The 15,717-nt window shown below is 72.9% G+C and carries 14 protein-coding genes; 5 read left to right on the top strand and 9 right to left on the bottom strand.

The features are described 5' to 3' along the window. Positions 1-131: 131 nt before the first annotated feature. From ESG85_RS16180 to ESG85_RS16170, 3 genes are all read left to right on the top strand, one after another. The gene (locus ESG85_RS16180) at positions 132-821 is read left to right on the top strand and encodes a DUF4097 family beta strand repeat-containing protein (protein ID WP_128979883.1); all 690 of its coding nucleotides are present in this window, start codon (positions 132-134) and stop codon (positions 819-821) included. Between the two features lie 176 nt (positions 822-997). Beyond that, positions 998-2,371, top strand: a complete 1,374-nt coding sequence (locus tag ESG85_RS16175) for an FAD-dependent oxidoreductase (protein ID WP_128979881.1) — start codon at positions 998-1,000, stop codon at positions 2,369-2,371. Positions 2,372-2,614: 243 nt separating this feature from the next. Beyond that, on the top strand, positions 2,615-4,063 hold the full coding sequence (locus ESG85_RS16170) for an ATP-binding protein (protein ID WP_181019046.1): 1,449 nt from the start codon (positions 2,615-2,617) through the stop codon (positions 4,061-4,063). Between the two features lie 86 nt (positions 4,064-4,149). On the opposite strand, the gene ESG85_RS16165 is transcribed toward ESG85_RS16170, so the two are convergent. The 3 genes from ESG85_RS16165 to leuA all read right to left on the bottom strand — a co-directional run bounded on the left by ESG85_RS16165 (position 4,150) and on the right by leuA (position 8,317). Further along, complete coding sequence (locus tag ESG85_RS16165; protein WP_128979879.1) at positions 4,150-4,842, bottom strand: tellurite resistance TerB family protein; 693 nt, start codon at positions 4,840-4,842, stop codon at positions 4,150-4,152. A 132-nt stretch (positions 4,843-4,974) separates the two neighbouring features. Continuing rightward, positions 4,975-6,279, bottom strand: a complete 1,305-nt coding sequence (locus ESG85_RS16160) for a choice-of-anchor A family protein (protein ID WP_128979877.1) — start codon at positions 6,277-6,279, stop codon at positions 4,975-4,977. A 274-nt stretch (positions 6,280-6,553) separates the two neighbouring features. Continuing rightward, positions 6,554-8,317 carry a 2-isopropylmalate synthase gene (gene leuA / locus ESG85_RS16155; RefSeq protein WP_128979875.1) on the bottom strand — a complete coding sequence of 588 codons (1,764 nt, stop codon included), beginning with the start codon at positions 8,315-8,317 and terminating at the stop codon, positions 6,554-6,556. A 297-nt stretch (positions 8,318-8,614) separates the two neighbouring features. Between leuA and ESG85_RS16145 the strand changes: the two genes are divergently transcribed. Both ESG85_RS16145 and ESG85_RS16140 read left to right on the top strand, forming a co-directional pair. Continuing rightward, entirely contained in the window at positions 8,615-9,682 is a 1,068-nt protein-coding gene (locus ESG85_RS16145) for a M4 family metallopeptidase (RefSeq protein WP_128979873.1), read from the top strand. A gap of 1 nt (position 9,683) precedes the next feature. Beyond that, positions 9,684-9,965, top strand: coding sequence for a protealysin inhibitor emfourin (locus ESG85_RS16140; RefSeq protein WP_128979871.1), 282 nt, complete (start codon positions 9,684-9,686; stop codon positions 9,963-9,965). An 85-nt stretch (positions 9,966-10,050) separates the two neighbouring features. Here ESG85_RS16140 and era read toward each other — a convergent pair whose 3' ends face one another. From era to ESG85_RS16110, 6 genes are all read right to left on the bottom strand, one after another. Beyond that, positions 10,051-11,010 (bottom strand): GTPase Era, encoded by a 960-nt coding sequence (gene era / locus ESG85_RS16135; protein WP_164986254.1) that lies wholly within the window; start codon positions 11,008-11,010, stop codon positions 10,051-10,053. A gap of 29 nt (positions 11,011-11,039) precedes the next feature. Beyond that, the gene (locus ESG85_RS16130; protein ID WP_128979867.1) at positions 11,040-12,032 is read right to left on the bottom strand and encodes a WxL protein peptidoglycan domain-containing protein; all 993 of its coding nucleotides are present in this window, start codon (positions 12,030-12,032) and stop codon (positions 11,040-11,042) included. Positions 12,033-12,178: 146 nt separating this feature from the next. Then, positions 12,179-13,531 (bottom strand): WxL domain-containing protein, encoded by a 1,353-nt coding sequence (locus ESG85_RS16125; protein WP_128979865.1) that lies wholly within the window; start codon positions 13,529-13,531, stop codon positions 12,179-12,181. A 215-nt stretch (positions 13,532-13,746) separates the two neighbouring features. Then, the gene (locus ESG85_RS16120; RefSeq protein WP_128979863.1) at positions 13,747-14,226 is read right to left on the bottom strand and encodes a hypothetical protein; all 480 of its coding nucleotides are present in this window, start codon (positions 14,224-14,226) and stop codon (positions 13,747-13,749) included. A 350-nt stretch (positions 14,227-14,576) separates the two neighbouring features. Further along, complete coding sequence (locus ESG85_RS16115) at positions 14,577-14,939, bottom strand: cytidine deaminase (RefSeq protein WP_128979861.1); 363 nt, start codon at positions 14,937-14,939, stop codon at positions 14,577-14,579. Positions 14,940-14,965: 26 nt separating this feature from the next. Further along, entirely contained in the window at positions 14,966-15,694 is a 729-nt protein-coding gene (locus ESG85_RS16110) for a hypothetical protein (protein WP_128979859.1), read from the bottom strand. Between the last annotated feature and the right edge of the window lie 23 nt (positions 15,695-15,717).

Raw genomic sequence — 15,717 nt, 5'->3', positions numbered from 1 at the left:
CATCTCTACCTGCAATATCTTCGATTACACGCAACATGCACGTTGCTGGATCAGTGAAGGCAACGTAGCTTTTCCCGTGTCGGAAACGCCGACGCAACAGCCAGGAACACCGAAGGAACGAGGAACCCACCATGCAGCAGTTCGCCACCCCGGCCGCCTTCACCGCCTCCTCCACCCTCTCCGCCGTCCTCGGCATCCCCGCCGGCCACATCCGGGTCATCGCCGCCGACCGCGCCGACGCCACGGTCGAGGTGCTGCCCGCGAACCCGGCCAGGAGCCGCGACGTCAAGGCCGCCGAGGGGACCCGGATCGGCTTTGCCGACGGCGTCCTGACCGTCACCGGCCCCGACGGCGGGAACCAGCTCTTCGGGCCCTCCGGCTCCGTCGAGCTCACCGTGCAGCTGCCCGCCGGTTCCCGCGTCGAGGTCGAGGGTGCCGCCACCGCGTTCCGTGGCGTCGGGCGCCTCGGCGACGTAGCGGTCACCGCTGCCCAGGGCCCGGTCAAGGTCGACGAGGCCGCCGGACTGCGGGTCACCCTCCAGGACGGCGACGTCACCGTCGGCCGGCTCACCGGCCCGGCCCGGATCAGCACGATGCGCGGCGACATCCGCATCGCCGAGGCCGAGCGCGGCACGGTCGACGTGACGACCCGGAAGGGGGACATCACCCTCGGCACCGCCCCCGGGGTCTCCGCCACCCTCGACGCCGGCACCTCCTGCGGCCGCGTCGACAACGGACTCCGCAACGGCGAAGGCGCCGCCGCCCCTCTCACCTTCCGCGCCACCACCGCGTACGGCGACGTCACCGCCCGCAGCCTCTGAGGCCTCCGACCTGTACGGTCGTCGACCGTGATCACACGCGATCACTTATGGAGGCCATAAGTCCACCTTATGAGGCCATAGACCGGGGGCGGGTACTCTCTCGCGACCAGCATTATTTAGGGTGACCTAAGTGGCGGTGCCTTCGCCGCCACGTCGCTTGCGAAGGGAATCCAGTCATGCCCCGCCCCCTCCGGGTCGCGATCGTCGGCGCCGGCCCCGCCGGGATCTACGCCGCTGATGCGCTGCTGAAGTCCGAGGCCGCCGCCGAACCGGGTGTGTCCATCGACCTCTTCGAGCGGATGCCGGCCCCCTTCGGCCTCATCCGCTACGGCGTGGCGCCCGACCACCCGCGGATCAAGGGCATCATCACCGCCCTGCACCAGGTCCTCGACAAGCCGCAGGTCCGCCTCTTCGGCAACGTGGACTACGGCACCGACGTCCACCTCGACGACCTCCGCGCCTTCTACGACGCGGTGGTCTTCTCCACCGGCGCCATGGCCGACCGCGAGCTGAAGATCCCCGGCGTCGAGCTCGAAGGCTCGCTCGGTGCCGCCGACTTCGCCTCCTGGTACGACGGCCACCCGGACGTGCCGCGCACCTGGGAGCTGTCCGCCGAGAAGGTCGCCGTCCTCGGCGTCGGCAACGTGGCCCTCGACATCGCCCGCATCCTCGCCAAGACCGCCGACGAGCTGCTGCCGACCGAGATCCCGCCGAACGTGTACGAGGGCCTCAAGGCCAACAAGGCCGTGGAGATCCACGTCTTCGGCCGCCGCGGCCCGGCGCAGGCCAAGTTCAGCCCGATGGAGCTGCGCGAGCTGGACCACTCCCCCAACATCGAGGTCATCGTCAACCCCGAGGACATCGACTACGACGAGGGCTCGATCGCCGAGCGGCGCAAGAACAAGCAGACCGACATGGTCGCCAAGACCCTGGAGAACTGGGCGATCCGCGACGTCGGCGACCGCCCGCACAAGCTGTTCCTGCACTTCTTCGAGTCGCCCGTCGAGATCCTCGGCGAGGACGGCAGGGTCGTCGGCCTGCGCACCGAGCGCACCGAGCTGGACGGCACCGGCAACGTCAAGGGCACCGGCCGGACCACCGACTGGGACGTCCAGGCCGTCTACCGCGCCGTCGGCTACCTCTCCGACGAGCTGCCCAAGCTGCCGTGGGACACCGTCAGCGGCACCGTGCCGGACGAGGGCGGCCGGGTGATCGAGGAGGGCGGCGCGCACATGGCCTCCACCTACGTCACCGGCTGGATCCGGCGCGGCCCCGTCGGCCTCATCGGTCACACCAAGGGTGACGCCAACGAGACCGTGGCCAACCTGCTGGACGACTTCGCCAACGGCCGGCTGCTCACGCCCGAGACCCCGGAGGAGGACGCGGTCGTGTCCTTCCTGGAGGGCAAGGGCATCACGTACACGACGTGGGAGGGCTGGTACGCCCTCGACGCCGCCGAGAAGGCGCTGGGCGAGCCGCAGGGCCGCGAGCGCGTGAAGATCGTCGAGCGCGAGGACATGCTGCGCGCGAGCGGCGTCGAGCTCGCCTGACACACCTGACACACCCGAACCGTGGGAAGCCGCGCGGAGCCTGACACGGCTCTCGTCGTACGGTGCGAGCGGAGCCTGACCGTTCCCGTGTCGTACGGCGCGCGCGGCCTGACACGGCTCCCGTCGTACGGCGCGAGCGGAGCCTGACACCGCTCCCGCCGTACGGGCGCGCCCCCCCTTCCCGCCTCCGAGCGGCCACGGCTCCTTCCCGGTCCTACTCTGAAAGGGCCGGGAAGGAGCCGTATGGCTATGACCGTGGCCGTGCTGGAGCGGGCCAGGAGCGCGGCGGCCCGCGAGGACTGGGCCGGTGCGTACGCGCTCCTGCACGAGGCCGACCGGCACCCCGCCGGCGCCCTGACGCCCGCCGACCTCGACGCGCTCGCCGACTCCGCCTGGTGGTGCGGCCACGTCGACGAGTCCGTCGCCGCCCGGCTGCGCGCGCACGCCGCGTACGTCGCCGCCGGCGACCGGCGCGGCGCCGGGCTCACCGCCTGGTGGCTGGCCGACGAACACCGCCGCCTCGGCCGGCCCGCGGCCGCCGCCGGCTGGCTGCACCGTGCCCGGCACCAGCTGGAGGACCGGCCCGACTGCCCCGAGCAGTGCTACCTCGCCTGGACCGACGCCGAAGAGGCCGGCGAACACCACGACCCGGCCGCGGCCCTCGCCGCCGCCCGCCGCATGACCCGCCTCGCCGTCCGCTCCGGCAGACCCGACCTGCTCGCCCTCGGCCACCAGGCCGAGGCCTCCGTACTCCTCGCCCAGGGCCGCCGCGCGGAGGCCCTCGCCCTCCTCGACGAGGCGATGGCCCCGGTGACGGCCGGCGAACTGGGCGGCCTGGCCACCGGCCGGCTCTACGACCTGGCCCTCACCCGGTGCATGGCCGCCGCCGACCTGGACCGCACCGCGCGGTGGACGGACGCGGCGATGGCGTGGTGCGCGGCTCCCGGCAATCCCTTCCGCGGGCCGTGCCGGATCCACCGGGTCGAGGTGCTCGACCTGCTCGGGGAGTGGGCGCGGGCCGAGGACGCGGCGCGGCTGGTCCACCAGGAGGTCCTCGTCGACGAGCTCGACGCCGCGGCGGCGGCCTCGTACGCGGCCGGCGAGATCCAGCGGCGGCAGGGGCGCGTGGAGGAGGCCGTGCGCTCGTTCTGGCGGGCGCACGAGCTGGGGCGCGTACCGCAGCCGGGGCTGGCGCTGCTGCGGCTCGCGCAGGGGCGCGCGGACACGGCGCTCGCGGGGCTGCGGCTCGCGCTCGACTGCCAGTCCGACCCGGGGCACGACCTGCTCGGCCGGGCCCGGCTGCTGGGCGCCCTCACCGAGACGCACCTCGCGCTCGGCGACCGCGCCGCCGCCTCCGCGGCCGCCACGGAACTGGAACGGCTCGCCCCGCCCGACGCACCGCTGCTCACCGCGATGGCCTCGGCCGCCCGCGGCTCCGTCACGCTCGCGCACGCGCCGCTGCGGCGCGCCCTGTCGCTCTGGCTCCGGCTGCACGTGCCGTACGAGGCGGCGCGGGTCCGGATGCTGCTCGCCGCGGCCGACCGCGCGGCCGGCGACGAGGAATCGGCCCGCCGGGAGCTGCGCGCCGCGCGCGCCTCCCTCGACCGCCTCGGCGCCGCGCCGGACGCCCGCCGCGCCACCGCCCTGCTGCCGGAGGGCTCGCGCCGGGGGACGGCGCCGTCGTACGCGTGACGCCGACGGGCGGGCGCGGGCGGGCAGGAACGGGCGGGCTGCTCGGGGCGCGTGGGGCGTGGTCCCGCGGCGCCCCTCGGCCGGTCTCAGCCGACCTTGCGGGCCGTCGCCAGCAGCCGGGCCGTGTCGTCGGCGCAGAGGGCCAGCGCGTTGCCGACCGTGGTGAGGACCTCGCGCTCGGCCGGCGTGTACGGCCCGTCCGCGAGGGCGATGCGGGCGCCCTGGAGCAGGATCGATTCGCGGCCGGACGGCGCGAGGTGCGGCGAGAGCGGTTCCAGCGCCTCGTGGAGCTCGATGGCGAGGGCCGCTCCTCCGCTGGTGGCGTCCGGCAGGAAGCGGCCGGTGTCGGCGGCGAGCGCCTCCACCAGCTCGATGAGCTGGAGCCCGGTGCAGTCGGCGAAGCCGGCCGCCCGTACCCCGCCCGCGGCGATGTCGACGGCGGTACGGGAGGAGGTGCCCCCGGCGGCGAGGACGGCGAGGGCGACGGTGTGCACGGCGTCGCGCAGCATCCCGGAGAAGCGGCTCGTCGTCGGGTGGGCCAGGACGTCCGTGTCGAACCGGGTGTGGCAGGCCGCGCACTCCACGACCGGTCCGGTGTGGCCCCGGGGCAGCAGCGGCACGCCCAGGACGGCGAACCGGCGGCGGCCGGTGCGGCGGCGGTAGTTGCGGTCGCCGCCGCACTCCTCGCAGAAGAACTCGCCGTCGCCGATGGTGTTCCACGAGGTGCGAATTCCGCAGAGAACCCTGCTCCGGTCCCGTGACTTCCGCGCTGACCGCACGCCGCACCTCCTTCACGTCCCGGCAACACTGCCGGCGTTGGCGTGATGTTAGCCACATCGATGATGTGGCGTCAGCACCTCGTCAGCAGAACGCCACGGAGATGGCCGAGACCCGCCGGGCTCCGGAGGGGCTCAGGAGGCGCGCCTGCGGAGCTTCGCGAAGGCCACCAGGCCGCCACCCAGCACGAGCACGCCGGCGGCGACGCCGAACGCGGCAGGTCCCAGGGACGAGCCGGTCCGCGCGAGATCACCCTCCGGGGTGGACGACGGCGTGGGCACGGGCGCCGCGGCCGATGTGGACTGTGAGGGAGTGGGGGCGGAAGTGGCCGGAGAGGACGGTTCCGGGGAGCCGCTGCCGGTGGGCGTCGGCGTCGCCGAAGGGGTGGCGGGGGCCGTCGGGACGGGGGTGTCGGTCGGCGTCGGCTTGTCCGGGGTGGGGATCGGGCCGGGCTCGGTCCCGCCGGGGAGGCAGCCGGTGAAGTTCATCTGGTGGGTCTCGGCGCCGGGGACGGTGACGAGCTTCCTGGCGATCACGGAGCCGTTGACGTGGCCGGGGCCGACGTTCGGGCCGCCCATGGCGACGGTGGCGTGGGGCGCGAGGAGGGTGCCGGGCCAGGAGGTGTAGTTCTTCTTGACGCTGGTGGCCTGGGGGAAGTTCCACAGCAGCTTGGCGCGGATCTGGCGGTAGGCGTCGGACGGGACGTGGTAGTCGTCGACGACGGGGGCGCCGCCGTCGAGGTTCTTGTAGTAGACGCCGTAGGTGGCCGAGGCGTTCATGTCGTACGAGCTGCCGAGGACGTTCACCAGGGTCGAGGCGCCGACCGGGACGTCCAGGGTGATCGCGCGGGCCTTCTCCAGGTCGGCGGCGTTCACGGCGAAGACGTTGAGCCGCTTGTCCGTACCGGCGAGGAAGATGCCGTCGCCGGAGGCCGAGACGGTGCCGTTGGCCCGGGTGGCGGCCCAGCCGGTGGAGAGGGCGCGCAGGGAGCCGAACTCCTTGCCGAAGTCGATCGGCGAGGGGCCTTCCTTGACCTTGTCGCCGTCGACGCCGAAGCCGGCGCCCGGAGTGGAGCGGTCGACGACCCTGGCGGCGACGCCGGTGCCCTTGTCGAGGACGACCTGGTTGGCGTGGAGGGTGCCGCCGACGACGAGGCTGTGTCCGCCGGGCAGGGCGGCGAGGTCGGCGGCGGTGAGCCGGGAGCCGATGGAGAAGCCGTGGTGGGTCTTCGCGTCGCCGAAGTACGCGTCGCCGCCGACCGCGACGGCGCCCTCGGAGTCGGAGTAGCGGGTCGAGTCCTGCTCCACGAACTCGGCGTAGCGGCCGGCCGTGCCCAGCGGGTTCGTCGCGCATTCCGTGGCGGCGGAGGCCGTGGGGGCCCAGGTGAGGGCGGCACCGGTCACGGCGAGGACGGCGGCCACGGCGGCGGGCGTGCGCATGCGGAACTCCAGGTCGGGAGTGCGGGGAAGGGGGCGTCCGAGGGGACGGGGCGACCTTCCGCCAGACCCCGATGTGCCGTCAACACACCTGATATGCCGTCGATTACGGCATGTCCGAACAATCTTCCTTAAGTGAACCTGAAGCCGTGACGCACCTCACAGAATCGCCCGGATCGGCCGTCCGGTTCGTGAGACCGGACGGTGTGCGGACACCGCACACGCGGACCGCCCCGCACTCCTCGGTGGAGTGCGGGGCGGCCGGTGGAGGCGGGTGTCAGCGGGCCGAGCGGTTGACCGCCGAGACCACGGCCTTCAGCGAGGCGCGGGTGGTGTTGGCGTCGATGCCGATGCCCCACAGGACCTTGCCGTCGATGGCGCACTCGATGTACGAGGCGGCCTGCGCGGAGGCGCCCTCGCTCATCGTGTGCTCCTGGTAGTCCAGCAGGCGGGCGTCCACGCCGATCGCCTGCAGCGCGGCGAAGAAGGCGGAGATCGGGCCGTTGCCGGAGCCGGTCAGGACGGTGTCGACGCCGTCGACGACCGCCTCGACCTTCAGGGTGTCGGTGCCGTCGGTGTCGGAGGTGGACTGGCCGGAGCGCAGCTGGATGCGGCCCCAGGCGTTGTCCGGGTTCGGCAGGTACTCGTCCTGGAAGACGGACCAGATCTCCTTCGGCGTGACCTCGCCGCCCTCGGCGTCGGTCTTCGCCTGGATGATCCGCGAGAACTCGATCTGCATCCGGCGGGGCAGGTCCAGCTTGTGGTCGTTCTTCAGGACGTACGCGATGCCGCCCTTGCCGGACTGCGAGTTGACGCGGATGACGGCCTCGTAGGAACGGCCGACGTCCTTCGGGTCGATCGGCAGGTACGGGACGGCCCACTCGATGTCGTCGACGGTCTTGCCCTGGGCGGCCGCGTCGGCCTCCATGGCGTCGAAGCCCTTCTTGATGGCGTCCTGGTGGGAGCCGGAGAAGGCGGTGTAGACCAGGTCGCCCGCGTACGGGTGGCGCGGGTGGACCTCCATCTGGTTGCAGTACTCGCTGGTGCGGCGGATCTCGTCGATCTGCGAGAAGTCGATCTGCGGGTCGACGCCCTGACTGAACAGGTTCATGCCCAGGGTGACCAGGTCGACGTTGCCGGTGCGCTCGCCCTGGCCGAACAGGCAGCCCTCGATGCGGTCGGCGCCGGCCATGACGGCCAGCTCGGCCGCCGCGACGGCCGTACCGCGGTCGTTGTGCGGGTGGACGGACAGGCAGACGTACTCGCGGCGGGTCAGGTTGCGGGACATCCACTCGAAGCGGTCCGCGTGCGTGGACGGCGTCGAACGCTCCACGGTGGCGGGCAGGTTCAGGATGATCTCGCGGCCCGGGCCGGGCTGCCACACGTCGCAGACCGCCTCGCAGACCTCCAGGGCGAAGTCCAGCTCGGTGTCGGTGAAGATCTCGGGGCTGTACTGGTAGCCGAAGGTGGTCTCCGGGCCCAGCAGCTTCTCCGCGTACTCCATCACCAGGCGGGTGCCGTCGACCGCGATCTGCTTGATGTCGTCCTTCGAGCCGCGGAAGACGACCCGGCGGAAGGTGGGCGCGGTCGCGTTGTACAGGTGGACGGTGGCGCGCCTGGCGCCCTTCAGGGACTCCACGGTCCGCTCGATCAGGTCCTCGCGGGCCTGAGTCAGGACGGAGATGGTGACGTCGTCCGGGATCGCGCCCTCTTCGATGATCGACCGTACGAACGCGAAGTCGGTCTCGCCGGAGGACGGGAAGCCGACCTCGATCTCCTTGTAGCCCATGCGGACCAGCAGGTCGAACATCTCGCGCTTGCGGGCCGGGCTCATCGGGTCGATCAGCGCCTGGTTGCCGTCGCGCAGGTCGGTCGACAGCCAGCGGGGCGCCTTGGTGATGCGCTTCTCGGGCCAGGTGCGGTCGGGGATGTCGACGGCCTCGTACTGCCCGTACTTGTGCACGGGCATTCCGGACGGCTTCTGCAGGTGCGTCGCGTTGGTGACGGGCGTGGGGCGGCTGATGAACGGCGACTGGGACATTGCGTAGGGCTCCTCGGAGTTCCTGCGAGAGAGGGACGGCCGACTGTCGAACGCAACACCGAAACCCGCGGGGAGGGGGTCGGCCTACGACTACAGGCCCTCGCCGCGGCAGCTAAGGAGAAGCAGCCCGAAACGCATGATGTGCGTCACCATAGCCCAGGACCGGCGGAGGCGGACGTCCCGTTTCAGTATGCGGGACGGCTCCCGCGTCAAGGGCGAAAGGTGACCTATCACTCCATTTCGCCAATCACTGTCGCTGCTCGTGACAGTGACGCCACACAGTGCCACATTGCTGGGATGACTCCCCACACGTCAGCCCACGCGTCCGCCGACGCCCCCGTCCACTGCTCGATCGTGCCGCCGCACATGCTGGAGCGGCTCGCCGAGTCCGACAACCCGGCCTACGCCGCCGCCGCACGGCGTACCCTCCTCGTGGACGTCACCCAGCGCTCGGCCCGCGAGGAGGCACCGCCGGCGCCGGCCGGCGAGGTCTCCGACAAGCCGCGGCGGACCCTGTACGACGCCGAGCACGGCACCGGCCTGCCGGGCGTCAAGGTGCGCGACGAGGGCGAGGCGGCGGTCTCCGACACCACCGTCAACCGCGCGTACGCCGGGCTCGGCGCCACCTTCGACCTCTTCGCGAAGGCCTACGGCCACCGCTCCATCGACGGGGCCGGGATGCCGCTGATCGCCACGGTCCACTTCGACGAGAAGTACGACAACGCCTTCTGGAACGGCGAGCAGATGGTGTTCGGCGACGGAGACGGCGAGCTGTTCCTCGACTTCACCATCCCGGTCGACGTCATCGGCCACGAGCTGGCCCACGGCTTCACCCAGCACTCGGCGAACCTCGCCTACTTCGGCCAGTCCGGGGCGCTCAACGAGTCCGTGTCCGACGTCTTCGGCTCGCTCGTGAAGCAGCACGCCCTGGGCCAGACCGCCGACCGGGCCGACTGGCTGATCGGCGCCGGGCTGCTCGGCCCCGCCATCGACAACGGCGTGGCGCTGCGCTCCATGAAGGAGCCGGGCACCGCGTACGACGACGACGTCCTCGGCAAGGACCCGCAGCCCGCCACCATGGACGACTACGTCCGCACGAACGCCGACAACGGCGGCGTCCACATCAACTCGGGCATCCCCAACCACGCCTTCTACCTGCTCGCGACCGAGCTCGGCGGCTTCGCCTGGGAGCGGGCGGGCCGGATCTGGTACGACGTGATGACCGGCGACACCCTGGCCGAGGAGGCCCGGTTCACCGAGTTCGCGCGGGCGACGGTGGCCTCGGCGCGCAAGCTCTTCGGTGACGGCGACGAACTCGCGGCCGTCCTCAAGGCCTGGTCGCTGGTCGGCGTGCGGACCTCCTGAGATGCGGATCAAGGTACGGCGCACGGGCGGCTTCGCGGGCATCGAGCGGTCGGCGGAGGTGGACACCACCGGCGTCGCCGACGCCGACGAGTGGCACACCCTGGCCGAGGCGATGCTGGCCGAGCCCCGGGCGGACGAAGAGGAGTCCGCCCGGCGCGGGGGCGTCCCGGACGGCTTCGCGTACGAGATCACGGTCGACGGCCACACGATCCGCTGCTGGGACCCCGACCTCACGGAGGCCCAGCGGGCCCTCATCACGAGGGTCCTGAAGGAGGGCGCGTGACCCGGGCCAGGGGCCCGGAGGTCCAGGGCGTGTGCCGGAAGCGGCGTCGTCTGCCCGAAGGGCGGGCGGGACGTCGACGCGCGCCCTAGAAGCCCAGCCTGCGGAGCTGCTTGGGGTCCCGCTGCCAGTCCTTCGCGACCTTCACGTGGAGGTCGAGGAAGACCGGGGTCCCGAGCAGCGCCTCGATGTGCTTGCGGGACTTCATGCCGACCTCCTTGAGGCGGCTGCCCTTGGGGCCGATGATGATGCCCTTCTGGCTGGGGCGCTCGATGAAGACGTTCGCGTGGATGTCGAGCAGCGGCCGGTCCGCGGGGCGGCCCTCGCGCGGGATCATCTCCTCCACGACCACCGCGATGGAGTGCGGCAGCTCGTCCCGTACGCCTTCGAGCGCGGCCTCGCGGATCAGTTCGGCGACCATGACCTGCTCGGGCTCGTCGGTGAGGTCGCCCTCCGGGTAGAGCGGCGGGGACTGCGGCAGCAGCGGGATGAGCAGGTCGGCGACCAGCTGCACCTGCTTGTCGCCGACGGCGGAGACGGGCACGATCTCGGCCCACTCGATGCCGAGCTCCTTGCCGAGCTGGTCGATGGCGATCAGCTGCTCGGCGAGCGTCTTGGAGTCGACCAGGTCGGTCTTGGTGACGATGGCGACCTTGGGGGTCTTGCGGATCTCGGCGAGCTCCTTGGCGATGAACCGGTCGCCGGGGCCGAGCTTCTGGTCGGCGGGCAGGCAGAAGCCGATCACGTCGACCTCGGCCCAGGTGGTGCGCACGACGTCGTTGAGCCGCTCGCCGAGGAGGGTGCGCGGCTTGTGGAGGCCGGGGGTGTCGACCAGGATCAGCTGGGCGTCCGGGCGGTGCACGATGCCGCGCACGGTGTGCCGGGTCGTCTGCGGCCGGTTGGAGGTGATCGCCACCTTCTGGCCGACCAGAGCGTTCGTGAGGGTGGACTTGCCCGCGTTGGGTCGCCCGACGAAGCAGGCGAAGCCCGCCCGGTGGGGGGCGGTGTTCTCATCGGTCTCAGGGGTGCGAACGCTCATGGGGGCCATTGTCCCCGATGAGCGCCCGCCTCACGTACTCAGTGCCCTCCGACGGCTTCCCGTGGCCCGTCGGCTGCTGCTCCGCCCGCCCTCCGACGGCGCAGCCGCAGGGCCAGGACGCCGCCGGCGGCGCCGGTGACGAGGACGGCCAGCGGCAGCCAGGGCAGCGCGAGGAAGGAGACGCGGGCGGACTCGCGGACGCCCTCGGCCGTCGCGGTGAGCGTCACCTCGCCGCGGTCGAGCTGCGGCGAACCGGCCCAGCGGGCGGTGAGCCGGATCTTCTGCCGGGGCAGCAGTTCGGCGGGCAGCCGGTCCAGGTCGCGGGAGAGCAGGGTGCGGCCGAAGAGGCCCTGGGCGGTGAGGGCGACCTTCGGGTTGAGGGTGACGTTGCCGCGGTTGTGCAGGGTGTAGGTGACGGTGGCGACGCTGGTGCGGGTGCCGGGGACGAGCGGCCGGTCCTGGCTGAGGGTGAGGTCCTCGACGGACAGGGCCGGGACCGTGGGCCCGCCGACCCGCAGGTAGACCCGGGCACCGACGGCCCGCTGCACGCCGAGCGCGACGGAGCCGTCGCCCCCGCCGCGGGCGATCCGCTCGTCGAGGGCGATGACGGCGCCGGGATGGTCGCCGGGCTCGGCGTCGGCGGGGACGGTGAGGGTGTACGGCACGGTGACGGCGGACCGCGCGGGGACGGTGACCCGGTCGCGGGCGGGCCTGATCCAGGCGCCGGCGCCGATCTGCTTCTCCTGCCGGGTGCGGACGGCGAAGCCTCCGTCGCGTTCGGTGTTGTAGGCGTCGGCGCCGTACAGCAGGAAGGTGAGCGGGGCGGCGGTCTTGTTGGTGACGGTGACCCGGTCGGTGAGGGTGGTCCCGGGATCGGCGGAGAGGTGGAAGTACGGGCGGCTGCCGAGCCGCGACGCGGCCGGGTAGACGGCCCACTCGCCGTTCTCGGCGGCGGTGGCGGGTGCGGCGGCGGGCAGCTGCCCGAGCAGCGCCAGGGCGGTGCACAGGAGGAGGACGTACAGCGTGCGCACGGGTGCGGACCCCTTGAGGTAGGTGACGGGCCGGCCCCGGGGAGGGATGCCGGGCAGCCCTGCGGAGCCGGTGCGGGGGGGCGGGCCCCTGAGGCGGGTGGCGGGCCGGCCGGGTGCGCGTCCGGCCCGCACGTGGGTCGGGCGGGTCAGGACAGCGTCAGCGTGAGCACGCCCGCGTACGAGCCCGGCGCGGTGAACGCGGGGACGTCGAGGGACAGGCCCGCGTCGACGGTGAACTCGCCGCCGGTGAGGGTGCCGTTGGGCGTGGAGGCGAGGGTCGCGCCGGTGCCGCCGACGGGGCCCGCGCTGCCGGGCACGCAGGTGCTGGGGCTGCCGGCCTTGGTGGTGCAGGCCGGGGTCCAGCTCAGCTTGCCCGCTCCGATGGCGCCGCCGGGGCCGGTGAAGTCGGTGACCTTGCCGGTCAGGGACCAGCCCGCGGGGCCGCCGCGGAAGTCCTTGACCGTCACCGTCCGCAGCGCGCCGGTGGCCGCGCCGCCCTGCCCGAAGTCGACGGCCGAGAGCTCGACGGCGTCGCCCGCCTGGGTCATCGACAGCTCACCGGCCTTGACCGACGCGGTGACCTTCTGGCTGTCCGGCGGGGCCGGGGTGTCGTCGATGACCTGGTACGCGACGGGGCCGGCGCCCTTGTCGGGATCCCAGGCCGCGCCCTCGTACGCCACGATCCCGGTGGTCGCCAGGTCGCTGACCCTCAGGCGCGCGGCGAAGCCGCCCTCGCTGTCGGTGGTGACGGTCATCCGGTCGGCTGTCTCGGCCGCCCCGGCCCGCCCGGTGACGGTGACCTCGGTGAGCGGCGTGAACCTGCTGCCGGTGACGGTGACCCGGACGCCGGGCGCGCCGGAGGCGCTGTCGAGCTGGAGCGCCCGCTCGTTGGCGCCGGGCTGGGCCGTGGCGGTGACCGTCTCGGAGACGGGCGCGGGCGGATCGGTCACCGTGCAGGGCGTGTCCAGCTCCATGATGTAGCTGGTGTGGATGTTGTAGTCGCCGGGCGAGAGGCCGATCGCGCCGGGCGCGGTGACCGTGAAGGTGCCCTTCATCGAGAAGGGCGGGAAGGCGCCCTTGCCGGGGACGGGCGGGTTCTTCTTCTCGCCGGTGACGGTGACGGACCCGGCCTGGGCGCCGCCGAGGGTGACCTTGCCGGTCGGCGTCATGATGTCGGCGGGCAGGGCCAGGTCGACGGGGTTGGAGGCGGCGGGTTTGGTGACCGTGTAGGTGACGGTGACCGTGTCGCCGACCTTGGGCGTCGGGTTGTCGACCGTGATCTCGGCGGTGGTGGTGCCGTCGATGGGCGGGATGCCGGCGATCGGCGGCGGTACGCAGTGGGTGGCGAAGTCCACGGCCTGGGAGGCGGTGGAGGCCGCGCCCGCCGGCGCGGCGAGTGCCCCGCCGGCGGTGAGCGCGAGCGCGCCGGCGCCGAGGACGGCGGTCCAGCGACGCCGTCTTCGGGCCGCCGTCGCGCGGCTTCGGGTCTGAGCTGCCATGTGGGTCCCCTCCTGAGGGATGAGAGGGCGCCATTGACGGCTGCGGGCCGAGAGAAGTCAATGGACGCGAAACGCATCGACTGATGACCCATCAGATACTGTCAAGATCGGCGACCGGCAGGGAGTTTGCCCAGGTCAGGAAGGCCGCAGGCACACGACAGCGACCGGTACCGCGTACGGCGGTACCGGCCACTGCCGTGCGGGACGGACCGGGCTCAGCCGAACACGAAGGGCCCGGGCGACTGCGAGGTGAGCGCGTCGCAGTTCACCGTGACGCCGAAGATCACCATCTTGAGCGCGGTGCCGGCGAAAAAGGAGTCGAGGCTGTCGCCGGAGGCCACCGTCCCGCCGAGCGGGCCGATGGTGACGGCCTGGTTCGCGGCGAGGGCCGGGTTCTTCTTGCCCGCGAAGACCCGGGTGCCACCGCCGGCCTTCGCGAGAACCAGCGTGGCGTCGATCCGGTCGGCGCCGACCGCGACCGGCGTCTTCACCGCGGAGGTGAGGGTGACGGTCGCGGCGGTGCCGCTCTGGGTGGCGGTGAGCGTGGCACCGCCGCCGCCCCACATCCCGCAGTCGTACGTGGCCGTGGCCGCGCCCGGCGACACGGCGGCGGCGCCCGGCGCGAGGACGAGACCGGCGGCGGCGAGGGCCCCGGAGAGCACCGCGACGATCCCTAAGCTGCTGCTGCTCCTCATGGCAGGTCGTACCCCTTCCGTTTCCTGAGACGAACGCAGGGGTGCGGACACTGCGTCAGGGAGTTCCGCGCGAACGGCGGAGAACTGACGGCCCGTCGGACCGGTCGCCGTTATTGACGCGCATTCTTCACAAGAGCACAAGACCCATGCGGGAGCGGTACCACGAAGGCCCGGCGCGCGGGTACGGCGAGGGCCCGGCGCGCGGTCCGGCCCGATCCCGGCGCGCGGGTACGGCGAAGGCCCGGCGCGGTCCGGCCCGAACCCGGCGCGCGGGTACGGCGAGGGCCCGGCGCGGGTTCGCGCGCCGGGCCCCTGGGGCGCGTGCGCCTCGCCCGGGGCGCACGGGTGGTTCAGCCCGCCGTGACCGCCACGCGCAGCCGCCCGTCGGGACCGGCGAGCAGCACCGGGGTCTCCGGACCGCCCAGGTCCCGCACGGCCGCGCGGTCCTCGTCGGACGCGGCCTCCGCGGTGGAGACCACGGCCGCGGCCTCCAGCGACTGCGCGCCGCTGGCCACGGCCATCGCGACGGCCGTCCGCAGCGCGCTCAGCCGGAGCGAGTCGAGGGCGACGGTCCCGGCGACGTACGTCCGCCCGGTCTCGTCCCGTACCGCCGCGCCCTCCGCGACCCCGTTGCGGGCGCGGGCGCTGCGCGCCAGCGTGATGATCTTGAGGTCCTCGGCGCCGAGGTCGTCGTGCTCGCGGTTGAGTGTCATGATCCGAGGATAGGTCGGAGCCGGACTCAGCCCCGAGCGGCCTTGGCGAACTTCTCGGTGGCCGTCCTGGCGAGCGCGTCGAAGTCCTTCTTGGTGGTGGCCGGGTCCGAGAGGTAGAGGAAGCGGGCCACGCCGGTGCCCTGGCGGGCGACCACGACGTTCGGCTCGATGACCATGCCGGGGGCGACCTCGATGCCGAGCGTGACGGCGTGCGCCTCCTCGGCGCCCTGCGGTGCGGTGCGCTTCGTCACCGTGATCTTCTGCTTCGTGCCGTCGGACGTGGCGGTGAACGTGGAGCAGCCGTCGATCGCCGTCGCGAACTTCTTGACGTAGTCGGCCGCGCCGGTGCCGGCGAAGGTCAGCACCGTCTCGCTGATCTCGGAGTCGTTGTTGCCCACGGTGAAATCGACGTCCGCGCCCTTGGTGGCACCGGCGACGTCACCGCCGAACATGCCGACGAGCTCCTGGCACTCGGGCTTGTCGGCCTTGTACCCGCCCGCGAGCGACCGCTTCGTGGTCTTCCAGCCCGACGGCAGGTCCTTGAGCTCCAGGGCGGCGGCCTTCATCTGAGCGGCGGTCAGTGCCGTGGCCGGCGCCTCGGACGTGGGCGCGGCGGTGGTCGGCGCGGTGGCGGCCGGCTTGTCGGCGCCGTCCTTCCCGGCGTCGTCCTTCGCCTCGCCCCCGCACGCGGCGGTCAGCGAGAGCGCGGAGACGGCGAGGGCGGCGGCCAGGCCGCGTCTGATGCGAGTACGCATGGTGAACTGCCTTACGTGAATCG

The organism is Streptomyces roseicoloratus, from assembly GCF_004117935.1.
GTDB lineage: Bacteria > Actinomycetota > Actinomycetes > Streptomycetales > Streptomycetaceae > Streptomyces > Streptomyces roseicoloratus.
Note: the sequence above shows the minus strand (reverse complement) of the source record. Positions and strands in the feature narration are given on the sequence as shown.

Bases quoted from the DNA above. Each gene is read 5' to 3' on its own strand.
- ESG85_RS16180 (WP_128979883.1), top strand. From the start codon at position 132: ATGCAGCAGTTCGCCACCCCGGCCGCCTTCACCGCCTCCTCCACCCTC.
- ESG85_RS16140 (WP_128979871.1), top strand. From the start codon at position 9,684: ATGCGGATCAAGGTACGGCGCACGGGCGGCTTCGCGGGCATCGAGCGG.
- ESG85_RS16145 (WP_128979873.1), top strand. From the start codon at position 8,615: ATGACTCCCCACACGTCAGCCCACGCGTCCGCCGACGCCCCCGTCCAC.
- ESG85_RS16125 (WP_128979865.1), bottom strand. From the start codon at position 13,531: ATGGCAGCTCAGACCCGAAGCCGCGCGACGGCGGCCCGAAGACGGCGT.
- ESG85_RS16120 (WP_128979863.1), bottom strand. From the start codon at position 14,226: ATGAGGAGCAGCAGCAGCTTAGGGATCGTCGCGGTGCTCTCCGGGGCC.
- ESG85_RS16110 (WP_128979859.1), bottom strand. From the start codon at position 15,694: ATGCGTACTCGCATCAGACGCGGCCTGGCCGCCGCCCTCGCCGTCTCC.
- ESG85_RS16160 (WP_128979877.1), bottom strand. From the start codon at position 6,279: ATGCGCACGCCCGCCGCCGTGGCCGCCGTCCTCGCCGTGACCGGTGCC.
- era (WP_164986254.1), bottom strand. From the start codon at position 11,010: ATGGCCCCCATGAGCGTTCGCACCCCTGAGACCGATGAGAACACCGCC.
- ESG85_RS16175 (WP_128979881.1), top strand. From the start codon at position 998: ATGCCCCGCCCCCTCCGGGTCGCGATCGTCGGCGCCGGCCCCGCCGGG.
- ESG85_RS16115 (WP_128979861.1), bottom strand. From the start codon at position 14,939: ATGACACTCAACCGCGAGCACGACGACCTCGGCGCCGAGGACCTCAAG.
- ESG85_RS16170 (WP_181019046.1), top strand. From the start codon at position 2,615: ATGGCTATGACCGTGGCCGTGCTGGAGCGGGCCAGGAGCGCGGCGGCC.
- leuA (WP_128979875.1), bottom strand. From the start codon at position 8,317: ATGTCCCAGTCGCCGTTCATCAGCCGCCCCACGCCCGTCACCAACGCG.